Source organism: Saccharospirillum sp. ABV4_185 (genome assembly GCF_056159245.1).
On the sequence record NZ_JBSWUW010000001.1, the window covers coordinates 1,428,221 to 1,445,326 of the forward strand.

At 58.2% G+C, this 17,106-nt stretch carries 14 protein-coding genes; 3 read left to right on the forward strand and 11 right to left on the reverse strand.

What is annotated here, in order from left to right; all coding sequences use genetic code 11:
- Window positions 1–20: 20 nt before the first annotated feature.
- From ACXAE6_RS06625 to ACXAE6_RS06660, 8 genes are all read right to left on the reverse strand, one after another.
- Window positions 21–1,343, reverse strand: a complete 1,323-nt coding sequence (locus ACXAE6_RS06625; RefSeq protein ID WP_475145968.1) for an adenylate/guanylate cyclase domain-containing protein — start codon at window positions 1,341–1,343, stop codon at window positions 21–23.
- Window positions 1,344–1,377: 34 nt separating this feature from the next.
- Window positions 1,378–2,145 carry a substrate-binding periplasmic protein gene (locus ACXAE6_RS06630; protein WP_475145970.1) on the reverse strand — a complete coding sequence of 256 codons (768 nt, stop codon included), beginning with the start codon at window positions 2,143–2,145 and terminating at the stop codon, window positions 1,378–1,380.
- A gap of 106 nt (window positions 2,146–2,251) precedes the next feature.
- Window positions 2,252–3,016, reverse strand: a complete 765-nt coding sequence (locus ACXAE6_RS06635) for an amino acid ABC transporter ATP-binding protein (protein WP_392797267.1) — start codon at window positions 3,014–3,016, stop codon at window positions 2,252–2,254.
- A gap of 12 nt (window positions 3,017–3,028) precedes the next feature.
- Window positions 3,029–4,123, reverse strand: coding sequence for an amino acid ABC transporter permease (locus ACXAE6_RS06640; RefSeq protein WP_475145975.1), 1,095 nt, complete (start codon window positions 4,121–4,123; stop codon window positions 3,029–3,031).
- 1 nt (window position 4,124) lies between these two features.
- Window positions 4,125–5,273: an amino acid ABC transporter permease gene (locus ACXAE6_RS06645; protein WP_475145979.1), complete on the reverse strand. Its 1,149-nt coding sequence runs from the start codon at window positions 5,271–5,273 to the stop codon at window positions 4,125–4,127.
- Between the two features lie 174 nt (window positions 5,274–5,447).
- Window positions 5,448–6,467, reverse strand: coding sequence for an amino acid ABC transporter substrate-binding protein (locus ACXAE6_RS06650; RefSeq protein WP_475145981.1), 1,020 nt, complete (start codon window positions 6,465–6,467; stop codon window positions 5,448–5,450).
- Between the two features lie 633 nt (window positions 6,468–7,100).
- A complete protein-coding gene (locus tag ACXAE6_RS06655; RefSeq protein WP_475145986.1) occupies window positions 7,101–8,558 on the reverse strand; it encodes a sigma-54-dependent transcriptional regulator in 1,458 nt (485 codons plus the stop codon).
- Window positions 8,551–10,236 carry a transporter substrate-binding domain-containing protein gene (locus ACXAE6_RS06660; RefSeq protein WP_475145988.1) on the reverse strand — a complete coding sequence of 562 codons (1,686 nt, stop codon included), beginning with the start codon at window positions 10,234–10,236 and terminating at the stop codon, window positions 8,551–8,553. Before ACXAE6_RS06660 ends, ACXAE6_RS06655 begins: the two co-directional genes overlap by 8 nt.
- 142 nt (window positions 10,237–10,378) lie before the next feature.
- Between ACXAE6_RS06660 and ACXAE6_RS06665 the strand changes: the two genes are divergently transcribed.
- Complete coding sequence (locus tag ACXAE6_RS06665) at window positions 10,379–11,257, forward strand: GNAT family N-acetyltransferase (RefSeq protein ID WP_475145990.1); 879 nt, start codon at window positions 10,379–10,381, stop codon at window positions 11,255–11,257.
- A gap of 33 nt (window positions 11,258–11,290) precedes the next feature.
- Here ACXAE6_RS06665 and ACXAE6_RS06670 read toward each other — a convergent pair whose 3' ends face one another.
- Window positions 11,291–12,298: a succinylglutamate desuccinylase/aspartoacylase family protein gene (locus ACXAE6_RS06670; RefSeq protein WP_392797254.1), complete on the reverse strand. Its 1,008-nt coding sequence runs from the start codon at window positions 12,296–12,298 to the stop codon at window positions 11,291–11,293.
- A gap of 21 nt (window positions 12,299–12,319) precedes the next feature.
- The gene (gene rimK / locus ACXAE6_RS06675) at window positions 12,320–13,219 is read right to left on the reverse strand and encodes a 30S ribosomal protein S6--L-glutamate ligase (RefSeq protein WP_475145994.1); all 900 of its coding nucleotides are present in this window, start codon (window positions 13,217–13,219) and stop codon (window positions 12,320–12,322) included.
- A gap of 212 nt (window positions 13,220–13,431) precedes the next feature.
- Between rimK and ACXAE6_RS06680 the strand changes: the two genes are divergently transcribed.
- Both ACXAE6_RS06680 and ACXAE6_RS06685 read left to right on the forward strand, forming a co-directional pair.
- Entirely contained in the window at window positions 13,432–14,148 is a 717-nt protein-coding gene (locus ACXAE6_RS06680) for a dioxygenase family protein (RefSeq protein ID WP_475145997.1), read from the forward strand.
- A 106-nt stretch (window positions 14,149–14,254) separates the two neighbouring features.
- Window positions 14,255–15,613, forward strand: a complete 1,359-nt coding sequence (locus ACXAE6_RS06685) for a magnesium transporter (RefSeq protein ID WP_392797249.1) — start codon at window positions 14,255–14,257, stop codon at window positions 15,611–15,613.
- On the opposite strand, the gene ACXAE6_RS06690 is transcribed toward ACXAE6_RS06685, so the two are convergent.
- Window positions 15,603–17,087 carry a putative bifunctional diguanylate cyclase/phosphodiesterase gene (locus tag ACXAE6_RS06690; RefSeq protein ID WP_475146000.1) on the reverse strand — a complete coding sequence of 495 codons (1,485 nt, stop codon included), beginning with the start codon at window positions 17,085–17,087 and terminating at the stop codon, window positions 15,603–15,605. The genes ACXAE6_RS06685 and ACXAE6_RS06690 overlap by 11 nt on opposite strands.
- Window positions 17,088–17,106: the final 19 nt, after the last annotated feature.

The following is a 17,106-nucleotide window of genomic DNA, read 5'->3' on the forward strand; positions in this document are numbered from 1 at the left end:
GAACGGCCGCTGCCGCGGACTCAGATGGGCCGCAGTCGGAAACCGATCAGACCCCAGAGCAGACCAACCAGGCCGGCCGCCAACGCATAGAGGTCGGTCCAGCGCAGATAGAATTTGTCGGTCAGGCTGACCCGGGTTTCCGGTACGCCGATGCGCGCCGGCAGCACGCGTACGATCCAACCGTATTGCTCAGCGTCGATCAGCACGCGGTTCCAGGTTAAGGCTTCGCTTTGCCGGACATCGGCTAACAGCAACAGCGTGCCGGCCCGCACTTCGCGCAGCGGCTCGGCACTTTCGTTGGGTTCGCTGTAAATCCAGGCACGCGGCGCCTGGACCTCGACAAACAGATGGTCGGACTCATAGAGCGGTTGCTGCCAGTGATGCGGCGGCGTCCAGACCGTCGGCCAGAAGGCGATGGCCAGCTGCGCCACGACCAAAGCCAGACTGAAACTGAAACTGCCGCGCAAAGCGCGCAGCATGCCGACCGGCCGACGCTGCAGTCGCACCAGGGTCATCACCAATGCCAGCACCGCCAGCGCCAGCGCAGCGACAACCCCGGGATGCGTCAGAATCTGTTGTGGATTGAGCACCAAGGTGGCGACCTGGTCCCAATCGAGCAGCAGGTAACGACCCAGGTCGAAAAACAGCCAGCCCAGCCCGGCTAGCGTGCCCAGGGCGTAGAGCAGCAGTCGGCCTTTGTCGCGTGGCGTCATCCATTGGTCCGGATCGATATCGCCGGCCAGGTTTTCCTCCAGCTGCGTCCAGCCGACCTGATACAACGTCATGGCGCGTTTTTGCCCGCGCGGTGTGATGCGCTCGCCGCGTTCGATGGCGTAACGCTGCTGAGCGCCCTTGCCGAGCTGCTTCAAGGTGGTACCGGAAATCAGAATCTGGTCGCCTTCGGCGCAGGATTCCACGCGTGCCGCCGTATTGACCGCATTGCCGTAAACGTCGCCCTTTTCCACCAGCGCTTCGCCGGCGTGCAAACCGATGCGAACTTTCAGGTGGAAGTCGGGGTTGCGCGTGCGTTCGGCCGCCAGTGCCTGTTGAATACCAATGGCAGCGCGAACGCCATCGCTGGGTTTGCGGAAGGTGGCCATGACCGAATCGCCGATGGTTTTAATCACCTTACCGCCGTAGCGTTTGACCACCGGAAACACCAGGCGGTTGTGCAGATCGACCGCCAGACGGCCGCGCACATCGCCCTGGTTATCCCAGTAGCGGGTGGAATCTTCGACATCAGTAAAGAGGATGGTGGTGTGGCGGCGGGCGCGGCGAATGGTGCCGGCGACCTGTTTTTCCAGGCGATGGCGCAGCAGTTTCCGTGACTGAATCCCTGTCATGGTGAAACCTTTCTCGAACAGTGTTGGCGACCGCCTACTCTACTCCGCTGCGGTTTTGCTGAACAGCGATAGAGTCACCTTCGGCCATGACTCGATCGTACGCCTCGTGCAGCCGTCGCAGCTTATCGGCATCGGTATCGGGGTTCATCGCCAGGTACATATCGACGCTGCGGATAATCAGCGCCGGCTCGATATTCGGGTAGCCGGCGTCCTGTGCCAGTTGGTAAGCGCTGGCATCGGAGGCGATCCAGACGTCGATCTGATCCTGCGCCAGGCGCTGGGGGTTGAGTGAATCATTCGGCAGGGTGGAGACGCTGAAACCCTGTTCCTGCAGAAAAAGCGTGGCAGCGTCATCCTGATAACCGCCGATGCGCAGCCCGGCCAGATCATCAATGCTTTCGATGTTCAGATCCTTGCCGGCGTACTTGAACAGCACCCAGCTGTATTGGGCGATGGGGCCGACCCAGTCAAAGAGCTCTTCGCGTGATTCGGTGCGGGCCGTGGAAAACAGGCCGTAGTTGGGTCGTTCCAGCGTGCGTTCGTAACCCACCCGCCAGGTGCGCAGCCGCAGCCGATAGCTGAGCCCGGATTCGGCCAGGATGGCCTTGACCAGTTCGGTCGAGGAGCCGCCGATGTCATCGCGCCAATGCTCAAAATCCCGACCGTTCAGGGAGTAGTTATAGCGGCCGTAATTTTCGGTATAGAGGTAGATGTCTGTGCCGGTTTCGGCATGGCTAATGAGCGGGGTCAGCACCAGCATCGACAGCAGTGTCGACAACAACAAAGCACGCAAAGGGGTCATGGACGTTCGCCTGTTTGTACGACTTGCTCAAACTATAGCGAACCTTGAGGTTAAGGTCCCGGCTGGCAGGAATCTGGGGGAGGCAGAACGCCTCCCCCGACTGGCATCAGTGTCCCAGAATCTGGCTGAGGAACAGTTTGGTGCGGTCGTTCTGCGGATTATTGAAGAACTCGTGTGGCTCGTTCTGTTCAATAATCTGACCGGCGTCCATAAAGATCACCCGGTCGGCCACTTCTTTGGCGAAGCCCATTTCGTGCGTGACGCACAGCATGGTCATGCCTTCTTTGGCCAGTTCGATCATGACATCGAGTACTTCTTTGATCATTTCCGGGTCGAGTGCCGAGGTCGGCTCATCGAACAGCATGACCTTGGGGTTCATGCACAGCGAGCGGGCGATGGCCACACGCTGTTGCTGACCACCGGACAGCTGGCCCGGATATTTATGCGCCTGTTCGGCAATTTTGACCCGCTCCAGGTATTTCATCGCGGTCTCTTCGGCTTCCGCTTTGGGACGCTTCAAGACGAACATCGGTGCCAGCGTCAGGTTTTCCAGCACCGTCAGGTGCGGGAACAGATTGAAGTGCTGGAACACCATGCCGACATCCTTGCGGATGACTTCGATGTTCTTAACGTTGTCGGTCAGCTCGATGCCGTTGACGATGACATCACCCTGCTGGTGTTCTTCGAGCCGGTTAAAGCAGCGAATCATGGTCGATTTGCCGGAGCCGGATGGGCCACAGATAACGATCCGCTCGCCTTGTTTGACGTCCAGATTGATGTCGCGCAGTACGTGAAATTCGCCGTACCACTTGTTCATGTTGTTGACCTGAATCACCGATTCGCGATCGGCCAGTTGGCGTTGTTCAGTCATGGTCGAACTCTCCTAGTGAGACATGCCTTTATGCATTTCGCGATCGAGATAGAGGGCGTAACGCGACATAAAGAAACAGAAGCAGAAATAAATCAGCGCGATGAATACGTAACCTTCAATGTACTGCTGTCGCCAGGCCGGGTCGTTGATGGCTGCCTTGGTTGCCGCCAGCAAATCGAACAGACCGATGATGGTCACCAAAGAGGTGTCCTTGAACAGCGAGATGAAGGTACTCATCGTTGGTGGAATCACCAGACGCAGTGACTGCGGCAGAACAATCTTGCTCATTTTCTGCCAGTAAGTCAGACCCAGTGCATCGGCCGCTTCGTACTGCCCGGATGGAATCGCCTGCATGCCGCCGCGGAACACTTCTGCCAGATAGGCCGCCTGGAAAAAGATGATGCCCACCTGAGCGCGCAGCATCTTGTCGATGGACACGCCATCGGGCAGAAACAGCGGGAACATCAAGGACGCCATGAACAGTACCGAAATCAGCGGTACGCCACGGAAGATCTCAATAAAGACCACGCAGATGACGCGCACGAAGGGCATTTCTGAACGCCGTCCCAGCGCCAGAATCAATGCCAGCGGTGCCGCGAAAGCGATACCGACCACGGCCAGAATCAGCGTCAGTGTCAGACCGCCCCAGTTGTTGCTGGAGACGCGTTCCAGACCCAGGACACCACCGCCGAGGATGATGTACATAACGAAGAAACCGACGATCCAGGCAACCGCCAGCCACGGGCTCCAGAAGCGGCGGTTCATGCTCACCAGAATGCCGCCGACCAACATGAAGATGGCAATCAACGGACGCCACTGTTCTTCGGCCGGATAGGTGCCGAACAGCAGGAAGCGATAGTTGTCGTGCACGAACGCCCAGCAGGCGCCGCTGACTTCGCCGCAGAATTCCTTGTTGGCACTGAAGCTGGCGTTAACCAGAGCCCAGCCAACCGCAGCGCTGAGGATTTCCCAAAGCACGTAAATGCATAGCAGGCTGACAATGGTGTTGGTGGGCGAAGAAAACAGATTGCTCTTCAACCAGCGCGTGCTGCGACGCAAAGTGTTGCCACCGGTCGGACGCGCCTGACTTGGAATCATGGTTGTCATCTTAACGCTCCACCAGCGCCATGCGCTTGTTGTACCAGTTCATAAAGAGGGAAATCAGCAGGCTGATACCCAGATAAACCGTCATAAAGATCGCTACGCCTTCCACCGCCTGACCGGTCTGGTTCATGGTGGTGTTGGAGATCGACACCAGTTCCGGATAACCGATGGCCACCGCCAGCGAGGAGTTCTTGGTCAGGTTCAGATACTGGTTGGTCAGCGGCGGGATGATGACGCGCAAGGCCTGTGGCAGCACGATCAGACGCATGGTCCAGCTGGATTTCAAACCCAGGGAGGTGGAGGCTTCGCTTTGGCCTTTGGGCACTGACTGAATACCGGAACGCACCACCTCGGCGATGTAGGTGGCGGTGTAGACCGTCAGCCCGAGCAAGAGGGTGAAAAATTCCGGCGACATATTCAGGCCGCCTTTAAAGTTAAAGCCCTGCAGTGACGGTACGTTCATCTCAAGCGGCGCACCGAACAACAGCCAGGCCAGGACCGGCATACCGATCACGATGCCCAGACCGACGCTCAGGTGTGGGAACACCTGGCCGGTGGCTTCGAGCCGTTTAAAACTCCACTTACGCAGTACAAAGGCGCCGATGATGCCGGCAATGAAAGCGATAAAGACCCAGAACCAGGCCGGGTTATCCGCCGGAATGGGCAGATAGAGGCCGCGGTTTGTCAGAAAGGTGCCTGGCAGCGGATTCAACGCCTGACGCACCCCTGGTAAGCCGTTGGTAATGATGGCGTACCAGAAAAACAGTTGCAGCAATAAGGGGACGTTACGGAAAACGTCGATATAGGTCTTGCCGATAAAGCGCACCAGCCAGTTTTTTGAAACCAGGCCAATGCCGATCAGGGTGCCGATAATGGACGCCAGAATAATACCGGTCAGTGACACCTTGATGGTGTTGAGAATACCGACCAATAAAGCGCGGCCGTAATTGCTTTCCGGACTGTAGGCAATAACGCTTTCGCTGATGCCGAAGGAGGCTTCGCGATCGAGAAAGCCAAAGCCGGTGGCGATGTTCTGTTCATCCAGGTTGGTCTGGACGTTGCTGACCAGATACCAGCCGAGAAAGAAGACGCCGCCGAAGACAAGCACCTGATAGATAATGGAGCGTACGGTCTTGTCGTACAGAAGAGCCATCAGGGATCGGGAGGCGTCGCTTGGGTGTTTGGGATCCATAACCCGAGGTCTCCAATGAAGTGCCCGAGGTTTCCAAAAAAGTTGGAAATACCGTGATTAACTGAGCGTATAAAGCGGGCCCGGCTGGGCCCGCTCAGAGAAAGTCACCCAGGAGGGTGACCCGGATTCGCAGTCTTAGCGAACCGGATAGGCGTACATCAGGCCGCCGTCTTTCCACAGGGCGTTCAGACCACGGTCCAGACCCAGTTTCTCAGTGACGTTGCGCTGATAAGCTTCGCCGTAGTTACCGACTTGCTTAACGATGTTGTAAGCCCAGTCTTCTTCCAGACCCAGAGCTTCACCCATACCCGGAGTGACGCCCAGGAAACGCTGGATGCCCGGGTTGGTGCTGTCGAGCATGTCATCAACGTTTTCAGACGTGATGCCGTACTCTTCCGCTTCGATCATAGCGATCAAAGACCACTTGACGATGTCCAGCCACTCGTCATCACCGTGACGAACAACCGGGCCCAGCGGCTCTTTAGAGATCACTTCCGGCAGAACCACGTAGTCGTCCGGGTTTTCAGCGGACACCATACGGGCAGACGCCAGACCACCACGGTCAGTGGTGTAAACGTCGCAACGGCCAGAGAAGAAGGCAGCGGTGACTTCAGTGGTGTTTTCGATAACCACCGGTTCGAATTCCATGCCTTGGGCGCGGAAGTAGTCAGCCAGGTTCAGCTCGGTAGTGGTACCCGGTTCAACACAGACAGCAGCGCCGTCCAGTTGAGTCGCGCTGGTCACACCCAGGTCTTTACGAACCAGGAAGCCTTGACCGTCGTAGTAGTTCACACCGGCGAAGTTCAGACCCAGGCTGGTGTCACGAGTCAGTGTCCAGGTAGTGACACGAGACAGCATGTCGATTTCACCAGACTGCAGCGCGGTGAAACGCTGAGCAGCGGTCAGCGGGGTGTATTGAACGGCTTCGGAATCACCGAACATGGCAGCCGCAACAGCGCGGCAAACGTCCACGTCCAGGCCTTCCCAGGAACCGCTAGCGCTGGAAGCGAAGCCCGGCAGGGAGGTGTTAACGCCACACTGGACGTAACCTTGATCCATAACGGCGTCGACGGTATCGCCGGCTTGAACGCCGCCAGCCACCATAGACAGGGACAGAGCGGCAGCAGCCGTCGTGCTGGTCAGTTTCTTAAGCATCTTACTCTCCGTTTCACATTGCTTTTTTTATTGCCGAAAGATGAAAGCGTCGTCCTTCGGCCCTACAACCTCGACTGCTTTTGGCAGGCGGGTTATTCACGATGCCGGACGGTCATCACAGCCCGACGATCCGAATTCCGGTCGTCCAGTCACCGCCAGGTGAGGACGCCTTGAATCTTCGTCATGACAGCAGACACGCATGGTCTGGTGGGCTTACACAAAGCGGGGCATCGAGTATCGGGCAAACCGGCATTGTTATTCTCGTTATCAGATCGTTCTTTTATCGCCCCGTTCCCTAGAGCAAGGACAGGGCCAACTTGTATCGATACAAGTTAAGTTATTGTTTTTATTATAGAAATAAGCGATTTCCGGCGTAAAGACAAGGTCAAGGGACTATAACGAATGGAATAAAGTGGTGCAGCGGGTTCAACAAAGTCTTTGCACCGTCCTGAGTCATGGCACTAAATGAGTGCGTTTTGATGGGCGATAAAAGTGCGTCTGTGGAAACTTTGAACAAGGTTCAATCGCCCTCCCTGGGTGGCGTAGAGCAAATGCACAGCCGTTGTGCGTGTGACCAAGGTCACAAAGTGCCTATAACTTTTGGAATAGTTATAACCAAAGGAATAGTCGAGATCAGTCGGACAGGCTGGGTTTGCGCGATTCACCATCGCGCTGCCGTTTCAGCCGCTTGCTCAGCGCCGGTTGGGAAATGCCCAGAATGCGGGCGGCGATGGATTGATTGTTGTCGGCCCGGTGCATGGCTTCGAGAATCAGCAGCTCATCCATTTCACTGAGCGTGGGCAGGCGGGCGTCGAGCGGGAAGTTCACCAGAGCGCCGCCCTGGCTGGCGTCGATATTGGGATCGCGGTCCTGTTGCCAGGGCAGATCGCTGGGTTTGAGCGGGCCGTTGGATTGGTGCCGGCTGACCGCATCGAACGCCATGGCGCGCAGCTCACGGACGTTGCCGGGGAAGTCGTAGTTTTGCAGTACGGCCCAGAGTTCCGGGCTGTAATCAGGCACTGACTGACCCAGGTCTTCGGCAGCGAGCTCGGCGAAATAGGTGAACAGCAGGCGGATGTCTTCGCGTCGGGCACGCAGTGGCGGGATCTGAACCTGGTGGGTGCACAGCCGGTAATAGAGGTCGCGCCGAAACTCTCCGGCTTGCTGACGTTCTGCCAGATCCTGGTGAGTGGCCACCAGAATGCGCGCCTGGGTGCGTTTGGGTCGGTCGGCGCCGATGGGGTAATACTCACCTTCCTGCAACAGGCGCAGCAGCTTGATCTGCGCCGGTGGCGGCAAGTCGCCAATTTCATCCAAAAACAGGGTGCCGCCGGAGGCTTCTTCGACCAGACCGGCGCGTTCGGTGTCGGCGCCGGTAAAGGCACCTTTGCGGTGACCAAAGAGGGTGTCGTTGAAGATGTGATCGTCGAGGCCGGCGACGTTGACGGTGACCAGTTTCCCTGTCCGCCCGGATAAACGATGCACAGCGCGCGCGATCAGCTCTTTACCGGTGCCACTTTCACCGCAGATCATCAGTGGCTGAGATGACCGCGCCACCGATTCCAGATACTGAAACACCGAGGCCATGGCGCGGCTTTGCGTCAGGATGTCGGAAAACACCTCGGGCGAATCCAGCCGGCGGCTGAGCACCCGGTGGCGCAACTCTTCGTTTTCGCGTTTGATTTCCTGAAGTTGAATGGCGCGCTTGATGCCTTCGAGCAGACGCGTCGATTCGGTGGTCTTCACATAAAAATCGAAGGCGCCCATGCGCAGACATTCGACCGCCGTCTCGACCTGGTTCAGACCACTGATGATGACGATAACGACGTTGGGGAAGGCTTCGCTCATTTCGCGCAGCAGCGACTGGCCGGACTGATGTGGCATGTTCAGATCGAGCAGTACCACGCCGATGGGATAGGTCTCCAGCATGGCCATGGCGTCGCGGCTGTCCTGACAGTAATAAAGATGGTTGATGCCGCCTTTGCGTTCCAGCATCAGCCCCAGGCTGCGGTGATAGGAGGCCTCGTCATCCACCAGCAGAATACCGAATTCCGGGTAGCGGCTATCGGTCTGATCGGCACTCTTATTCATGAACAGCGGTCTCTTCGTGGTTATTCCAGGGGAAGGTCACTTCAACGCGTGTGCCTTCGCCCGGCTGGGAATAAAAGTTCATTTTGCCTTGATAGGCGGTCACGATACCGGCCGACACCGACAGTCCCAAGCCAGTGCCGCCGCTTTCGCGCTTGGTGGTGTAGAACGGATCGGTCAGATTCGACAGCGCTTCCGGTTCGATACCGCAGCCTTCGTCCTCTACCACCAGGACCAGGCGCTGACTGGCGTGGTGGATGCGCGTTTCCACCTTGACCGCCCGGCTGTCGTCCGGCAAGGCCTGGCAGGCGTTAATGATCAGATTGACCACCACCTGTTCAATGCGCTGAGCGTTGCCGAGCATCGATGGCAGGTAGGGATCGAGCACCAAGGAGAAGTGACGGGTGTAGCCGCGAATGGTGACATCGAGCAGCCGTGCGGCGGTGGCGACGACCTCGTTGAGGTTGATCGGCACGGCGGTGTCTTTGGCTTCCTGGCGGGCGAAATCGCGCAGGTCGTTGACGATACGGCGGATGCGCTGGGCGCCCTCATTCATCTCGCTGATTACGTAAGGGATTTCGCTGCGGATGCGTTGGTAGTCGAGCCCGGCGATGTCGAAACGACCGCTGTCGTACAGCCGGTCCAGCAACGGCAGCGCATCATCCCAGGCGTCGCTGAGCATCGGCAGGTTGAGCAAAATCAGTCCTGACGGATTATTGATTTCATGCGCCACGCCTGACACCAGGGTGCCGAGTGAACTCATCTTGTCGGCCTGAATCAATTGCTGCTGTTGTTTACGCACTTCTTCTGTTTGGCGTTCGACCCGGCGCTGCAGCGTGCGGTTCCAGATCACCACCAGACCCAGGCCGAACAGCAACACCGCTGAGGTCGCACCGGTGGCGATGCCCACCAGGCGCCAGTCGCGGCTTTGCGGATTTTCCAGTGAGCCCAGCCACTTGTCGTAAATGGCCTGTTGCTGGCCAGTGTTTTTTAGAATCGCCAGGCCTTCGGAGAACAGCGCCAGGATGTCTTCATTGCCCTTTTTCACCGCATAGCCATAGGGCTGTGCCTGCACCGGTCGCCACACCGATTCGACATTCGACAGACCGTATTCGCGGCTGTAATAGAGGCTCGGCAAGGTGGCGCCGAGGGCGTAATCGAAACGCCCGGCGGCGATCTGACGCAGCGCATCGTAATGGGTGCGTACCGGCACAATGCGCACGCCTAAATCCCGCTCGCGCAAGTAGTCGTGCATGATGTCTTCGCGCTGCACCACAACGGTTTTGCCGCGAATATCGACCAGGCTGTTCGGTTCAGGATCGTCGCTGCGCGCGAAGAAGGAAAAATTCACGATCACCGAGGGCGGGCTGAAGCTGTAATCCTTGGCACGTTCGGGTGACGCTATCATGCCCTGCAGCACGTCCATCTCGCCGTTATCCAGCGCCGAGCGCATCGACGACCAACTGCTCAGAGTGATCTCGATATCCAGTCCCATTACCTCGGCAATGGCGCGGGTCATGTCGACGTTGTAGCCGGTCACCTTGCCGTCTTCGTCGACAAACTCATAAGGCGGAAAGGAATCGTCGCCACCAACATGAATGACGTCCGCCTGCGCCACCAGCGGTAGCAACAAAGTGGTGACAGTCAGGGCAACACAAAGGTCGGTCAGGCGGCGGGACAAAAAAAGTTCCTCGGCGACGGCATTGGGCGCACGGTGGCGCAGTGGCCGAGAATATAGCGACTCCTGGCGATCAGGGCAAAAGCCCTTGCGGACGGAGAACGAGTTGAGATACTGGCGGTTTCCAAGGTTCTGGAGAGTTGTTGTGTCCCTTGCCGCCCGCCGTCTGAATGCATCCGACGAATCCCAACTGCGAGAGTTTTTGCTGAGCCATCGCGATGTCAGCCTGTTCCTGTTGAATAACCTTGAACACAGCGGCGTGGTCGCCGGTGATGTGCCCTATCAGGGGCAGTATTGGGGCGCTTTCGACAACGGTCAGTTGGTTGGCGTGGTGGCGCACTACTGGCAAGGCATGTTGTTACCTTCGGCGCCCAGCGGGCTTGAGCAATTAGCGCCTCTGGTGGTCGAACAGGCCGACCGGCCGGTGCAGGGGATTATCGGCGAACGGGCGCAAGTCGACTGGTTGGGGGATTTCTTTCAGGTGCAGCGCTGGCGTATGGATAACCCCGAGCCGCTCTACAGTCTCGAACTGGATCAACTGCAAATACCTGAAGCCTTATTGAACGGTGAACTGAATGTCCGCCTGGCGACGCCGGCCGATGAAGATCTGCTGGTGGAATGGCGCATTGTCTATGCCGGGGAAACCATGGCCGAACCGGATAATGCCGAAACCCGACGTCGTGCCCGTGCGCTGATGCAGCAGGAAATTCCCAGCGGCAATCTCTTTGTGTTGTGTCGCGGTGACCAACCGGTCGCCATGTCTGGCTTTAATGCGCAGGCGGCAAAGACGGTACAGATCGGCGGCGTCTTCACGCCACAACAACAGCGTGGCCATGGTTACGGCCGGGCGGTCGTTGCCGGTTCGCTGTTGCTGGCGCGTGAGCAGGGCGTGCAGCGCTCGGTGCTGTTTACCGGCCACGACAACTTTGCTGCCCAACGCGCTTATGAATCACTGGGTTATCAGCGCAGCGGCGAGTTCGGCATGAAGCTGCTCGACGAACCGCTGTTCGCCGATCGACTCTAGAGCGTCTTTTTTAATTAAGTACCGATCTCTTAATTAAGTACCAAATTCGGGCCCCAGTTCCTCGTGGAAACGTTCCACCTGGCTGGCCACGTCTTCGGACATGCCGCGATAGCGTGCGATGTGAAACAGCGCATCGCCTTCGTACACCAGCGCCAGCTGCGTCAGCCCGACCAGAATGCCGGCGCGCGAGGAGCGCACTTCGGTCGCTTCCATGGTGTTCGGGCCGATGATGCGCGCCAGTAACTGATCTTTCTTCACATAGGTGCCGGGCTTGACCAGACACTGGAAGACGCCGGAATCGGCGGCGCGTTCCCAGTAAGAGGTGTCGGCCACGGTCTGATCGGTACGTACTTTCAGTACGCCGCTGAGCATGCCCAGATGCATCATCACGTTGGTAATGCCGCGGGTGCCGGCGCGGATGCTGATTTCGTCCAGACGCAGCGCTTCGCCCGCTTCATAGACCAGCACCGGAATATTGTTGTTGCCGGCCGACTGCCGCAGTGAGCCTTCGCGCAGTTCGCTGTTGAGAATCAGCGGCACACCGAAGGCGCGCGCCATGGCTTCAACATCGGGATTGTTCAACTCGGCACGCACCTGCGGCACGTTGAAACGGTGCAGCGCCGCCGTGTGCAGGTCGATGCCGTAATCCGATTGCAGCACCACTTCCTGCATCAGCACTTCGGCAACGCGCGAGGCCAGCGTGCCGGACGCCGAACCGGGAAAAACGCGGTTGAGATCGCGCCGGTCAGGCAGATAGCGCGAGCCCATACCGAAGCCGTGGACGTTCACCACCGGCACCACGATCACCGTGCCTTTCAGGCCGCGCAGTTTGCGCGAGCGCATAAAACGACGAATCACTTCCAGGCCATTCAGTTCATCGCCGTGCAGCGCTGCGGTGACAAAGAGGGTCGGCCCCGGTTTGCGACCACGGCGCACAAAGGTGTGCATGGTGGCGTCGGAGTTACCGGGTGCGCCGGGCAACGCCAGTGGCAGATTGTGCCAGCGACCGGGTGCCAGCTTGGCAGGTTCAATTTGCGGCATGAGGATGGCTTCCTTGTGCGGTTAACCTTCGACGCGTTTGGGTTTTTCGACCAGCGTCTTTTCCAGATGAGTGACGATCAGGCCGGCGATGTCTTTACCGGTGGACATTTCAATGCCTTCCAGTCCGGGCGAGGAATTCACCTCCATCACCACCGGGCCGTGGTTGGAGCGCAGAATATCGACACCGGCCACTTCCAGCCCCATCACCCTGGCGGCACGCACCGCCGTTTTGCGTTCCTCGGGGGTGATTTTGACCACCTCGGCGCTGCCGCCGCGGTGCAGGTTGGAGCGGAATTCTCCCGGCGCGGCCTGGCGTTTGATCGACGCCACCACCTTGTCGCCAATGACGAAACAACGGATGTCAGCGCCGCCGGCTTCCTTGATGTATTCCTGCACCAGGATGTTGGTGTCCAGACCCAGAAACGCCTCGATCACGCTTTCTGCTGCCTTGCGTGTTTCACACAACACCACGCCGATGCCCTGAGTGCCTTCGAGCAGTTTCACCACCAGGGGCGCGCCGCCGACCATCTGAATCAGGTCGGGAATTTCGTCCGGGCTGTGCGCAAAACCGGTGATCGGCAAGCCGATGCCCTTGCGCGCCAGCATCTGCATGGAGCGCAATTTATCGCGCGAGCGGGAAATGGCGAGTGACGGATTCAGGGTCGTGGTGCCCATCATCTCGAATTGCCGAACCACGGCGGTGCCATAAAAGGTAATAGACGAGCCGATGCGCGGAATGATGGCGTCAACATTCTCCAGAGCTTCGCCCTTGTAATGAATGGTCGGGCGATGAGAGGCGATGCTCATGTAGCAACGCAGGGTGTCGATGACCAGCACTTCGTGACCGCGTGATTGGGCGGTCGAGACCAGCCGCTGGGTCGAATAGTTAGTCGGCTCGCGGGTCAGTACAGCCAGTTTCATTGCGAACTCCCATGGCAGAAGAATGGCGGCGGCGCAGCATACGGCGAATGATCAACCTGATCCACTATCTTCAAGCAATTGACGCCGACATGCCAAGCCTAGCCCTTACGGGCTTTTTACGCGTCTTTCTGCCTAATGGCACATTCGTTACGCACCGCAATGGCGTACAAAGGGCCCAGGATTTCAATGGCATCGATCGAGGGCTAGATGGCATGAGCAATAACAACTTTCCGGCGACCAGCCGGCGTCTTTTTTTGGGCCTGGCCGGCGGCATGGTGACTGGCGCTTTGATCAGCGCGTCCGGTTTTGTGCGCGCCGAAAATGAAGATGAGCCGGCCGATATCCAATGTCGATTAACACCGCGTGAAACCGAAGGCCCTTTTCCGCTGCGTGAGATTCTCAATCGCCCGGAACTGGTCCGTCGTGATCTGACGGAGGGTCAGCCGGGTGTGCCCTTGGCGCTGCAATTAAAAGTGGTCGATGTGAACAACGCTTGCCGGCCAATCGAAGGCGCCGGTGTTTATGTCTGGCATTGCGACCGGGACGGCCATTACTCCGGCTATGGCGACAGCCGTGGCGAGACTTTCTGTCGCGGTCTGCAGTTTGCCGATGGTCAGGGCGTGGCGCGTTTCAATACGCTCTATCCGGGTTGGTATCCCGGCCGCGTCAGCCATATCCATTTTCAGGTGTATCTGGAAGATCCCGCTGGCAGTCGCGCCACCGTCACTTCCCAATTGGCGTTTCCCGATACCGTTACTCAGGCGGTCTATAACAGTCGCGGCTATGTCGACCGTGGTCAGAATGCGTCGGTCAACAGCGTCGCCACCGATCCGATTTTTGCCGATGGCAGCCAGTTGCAGGTGGCGACCATCAGCGGCAATCCGGTGGCCGGTTATGTGGCTCGGCTGGTGGTGGGTATCGCCGCCTGAGAGCGCACAAAATGTCATTCACCTCGTGCTATAGTTAGATCTGATCTGAGCTGTACCGGGTCGGCGTTTGCCGGCCGCCCATCTGTTTTTCCGGGAACACCCAAGCATGTCGAGCCGCGAAGAAACCCTGCACGATCACGTCGAATTCTGGCTGGAAGAGCTGGCGGCCGATCGCCCTCCCCGTTCGGACTGGTTTGATGGCCTGTCCGAAACTGATATCGCTTTTACGCTGGAATCCTTGCCGTTCGAAGCGCGTCTGTCCGTCTGGCAGGCGGTGCCGCCGGCGGTGCGTGGTGCGGTGTTGGTGGAATTGCACGATGAGCATCGCCGTTCACTGCTCAAAGCGGCACCGCCGGATTCACTGCTGCAATGGCTCGGCCGCACCGACCCGGAAGACCTGCTCGAATTGATGGATGATCTGCCGGTGCAATTGGGCCGGCGGGTGTTGCGCCGACTCGATCAGGAAGAACGTGAACAGCTGCAGGCGGCCTTGGGTTACGACGATGATCAGATCGGTCGTTGGCTCAGCTTCAAGGTCATTACCGTTCTGGCCGACACGCCCGGTCGTCTGTTTCGTAAGGCGTTGCGCGAAACCGGTATTCCGGAGATGACGGATGTGATTGTGCTGGTCGACGACAACGGCCGCTTCCAGGGTTGTCTGTCGCTCGATACCGCCATGCAGGTGCCGACTCAGCAACCGCTCAGCCAGTTTATCGATCCGGAAATTAATCCGCTGAATCCGGCCTTGTCGCTGCACGAAGGGGCTCAGGCAATTCGCGTATCGGGTTGGTCGATGCTGCCGGTGGTCGATGAAAACGGCACGGTGCTGGGACGCTTTACCGCCAGCGATGCGCTCGATGTGATCACCGAAGAACAGGAACGGCAGATTTCCCAGCTCACCGGTGGTGGTCTGGAAGAGGAAGATTTGTTCTCGCCGGTGCGTCTGGCGGTGCCCAAGCGTTCGGTCTGGCTGGGCATTAATTTACTGACCGCTTTGCTCGCCGCCTGGGTGATCGGCCGTTTTGAAGTGGCCTTGTCGCAATGGGTGGCGTTGGCGGTCTTGATGCCGGTGGTCGCGAGCATGGGCGGTATCGCCGGCAGTCAGACGCTCAGTCTGGCAATCCGTGGTCTGGCCACCGGCCAGCTCGGTTCGGCCAACGTGCGCTCGCTGCTGCGCAAGGAATTGCTGGTGGGCGCGATTAATGCGGTGTTGTGGGCCATTGTTATCGGTATTGTGGCCAGCCTCTGGTACGACAGCCTGGTACTGATGGGCGTGATCGCCTTTGCCATTCTGGTCAATCTGGTGGCGGCGTCGCTGGCCGGCGTAGCGGTGCCCTGGGTGTTGTCGCGCATGAAGATCGATCCGGCGCTGGCCGGTTCAGTGGTCTTGACCACGGTCACCGATGTGGTCGGCTTCTTTGCCTTTCTCGGTACCGCATCGCTGGTGCTGGCCTTTATTGGTTGAGCAACTGGCGCAACTCACCGATCGGCATTGGCCGGGCGTAATAAAATCCCTGCATGATGGAGCAGCCGTGTTGCGTTAAAAACGCGGCCTGAGCATCGGTTTCTACGCCTTCGGCAACCACTTCCAGCTTCAGGGTACGCGCCATGGCGAGGATGGTTTCGGTGATGACGGCGTCGTTGTGATCGTCCGGAATATCCTGAATAAAACTGCGATCAATCTTCAATTCCACCAGCGGCAACTGCTTGAGCATCGACAGCGACGAATAGCCGGTGCCGAAATCGTCGATGGAAAATTCAATGCCTTCCTGACGCCAGGCGCTGATCGCGTTCAGGGCGACATCCAGATCCTGCATGGTCGCCGTTTCGGTAATTTCCAGACGCAACACCGGACTGTCTTCGGGCTGGGTTTTGGTCAGTTGCAGCAGGTGGCTCATGGTGGCTTTTTCGATCAGCGCCAGGTGCGACAGGTTGACCGAAATGCGCCCAAGTTTGTTTTGCCGAATGCCGGCAGCGTCGAGTTCGGCAAAGGCGCGGTTGATCACGAAATCGGTAATGGCGCCGATCAGGCTTTGCTCTTCAGCCAGCGGAATAAAGTCGGCCGGAGAAATATAACCGCGTTGCGGATGATTCCAGCGAATCAACACCTCAGCACCCACCCAGCGTTTTTCGTGCACGTCCCACTGTGGCTGGTAAACCAGTTCGAAAGCGCTGTCATCAATGGCCTGACGCAAATCCTTGGTCAGCGTCAGCCGTTCCATCAGGCGATCTTTGAGTTCTTCACGGAACACGCTGTGGCGGTCGCGGCCATGTGATTTGGCGTGAAATAAGGCCATGTCGGCGTGACGCATCAGATCGCGATTGTTGTCACCATCGGCCGGAAAATGACTGGAGCCCATGCTCACCGTCTGGCCGTGGAGTCGGTTGTGTTTGGCGCTGCGGGTCACACTGTGCTGCAGCCAGTCGAGGCGTTCGCTGCACTCTTCCAGGGTCAATTCCGGTGGGCTGATCAGACCAAACTCATCGCCGCCGAGCCGGGCCAGATACCAGCTTTCTCCCAGATGCTGGTGCAGTGATCCGTGCAGCGCGACCAACAGATCATCGCCAATGCTGTGGCCCAGTTCATCGTTCATGTTCTTGAAGTGATCGATGTCGAGCATGCTCAGGCTGAACACCGAGCCACGTTGCAGGCTGCGCCGGCAGCGACGTTTCAATTCGGCTTCAAAGGCGTAGCGATTGGGCAGACCGGTGAGTGGGTCTTTTAAGGTGACCGTCTGTACCTGACGCAAAGTCTGATACAGCAGGATGTAGAGCAACAGGCTGGTGACCAGAACGAAAGCGATGCCCTTGAGCGACTGAGCTCGATTCAGCCAGATGACGTCGTCGATCAGTGCTTCCACCAATTTGTCTGAAAACAGAATCCAGGCGCCGGCGAAGAGAGCGTAAATGAGAGCAATGCGCAGTGCGGGTTTGAACATGAAAACGGCAGGTTATGAA

Bases quoted from the DNA above. Each gene is read 5' to 3' on its own strand.
- ACXAE6_RS06680 (WP_475145997.1), top strand. From the start codon at position 13,432: ATGAGCAATAACAACTTTCCGGCGACCAGCCGGCGTCTTTTTTTGGGC.
- ACXAE6_RS06670 (WP_392797254.1), bottom strand. From the start codon at position 12,298: ATGCCGCAAATTGAACCTGCCAAGCTGGCACCCGGTCGCTGGCACAAT.
- ACXAE6_RS06645 (WP_475145979.1), bottom strand. From the start codon at position 5,273: ATGGCTCTTCTGTACGACAAGACCGTACGCTCCATTATCTATCAGGTG.
- ACXAE6_RS06690 (WP_475146000.1), bottom strand. From the start codon at position 17,087: ATGTTCAAACCCGCACTGCGCATTGCTCTCATTTACGCTCTCTTCGCC.
- ACXAE6_RS06685 (WP_392797249.1), top strand. From the start codon at position 14,255: ATGTCGAGCCGCGAAGAAACCCTGCACGATCACGTCGAATTCTGGCTG.
- rimK (WP_475145994.1), bottom strand. From the start codon at position 13,219: ATGAAACTGGCTGTACTGACCCGCGAGCCGACTAACTATTCGACCCAG.
- ACXAE6_RS06640 (WP_475145975.1), bottom strand. From the start codon at position 4,123: ATGACAACCATGATTCCAAGTCAGGCGCGTCCGACCGGTGGCAACACT.
- ACXAE6_RS06655 (WP_475145986.1), bottom strand. From the start codon at position 8,558: ATGAATAAGAGTGCCGATCAGACCGATAGCCGCTACCCGGAATTCGGT.
- ACXAE6_RS06635 (WP_392797267.1), bottom strand. From the start codon at position 3,016: ATGACTGAACAACGCCAACTGGCCGATCGCGAATCGGTGATTCAGGTC.
- ACXAE6_RS06625 (WP_475145968.1), bottom strand. From the start codon at position 1,343: ATGACAGGGATTCAGTCACGGAAACTGCTGCGCCATCGCCTGGAAAAA.
- ACXAE6_RS06650 (WP_475145981.1), bottom strand. From the start codon at position 6,467: ATGCTTAAGAAACTGACCAGCACGACGGCTGCTGCCGCTCTGTCCCTG.
- ACXAE6_RS06630 (WP_475145970.1), bottom strand. From the start codon at position 2,145: ATGACCCCTTTGCGTGCTTTGTTGTTGTCGACACTGCTGTCGATGCTG.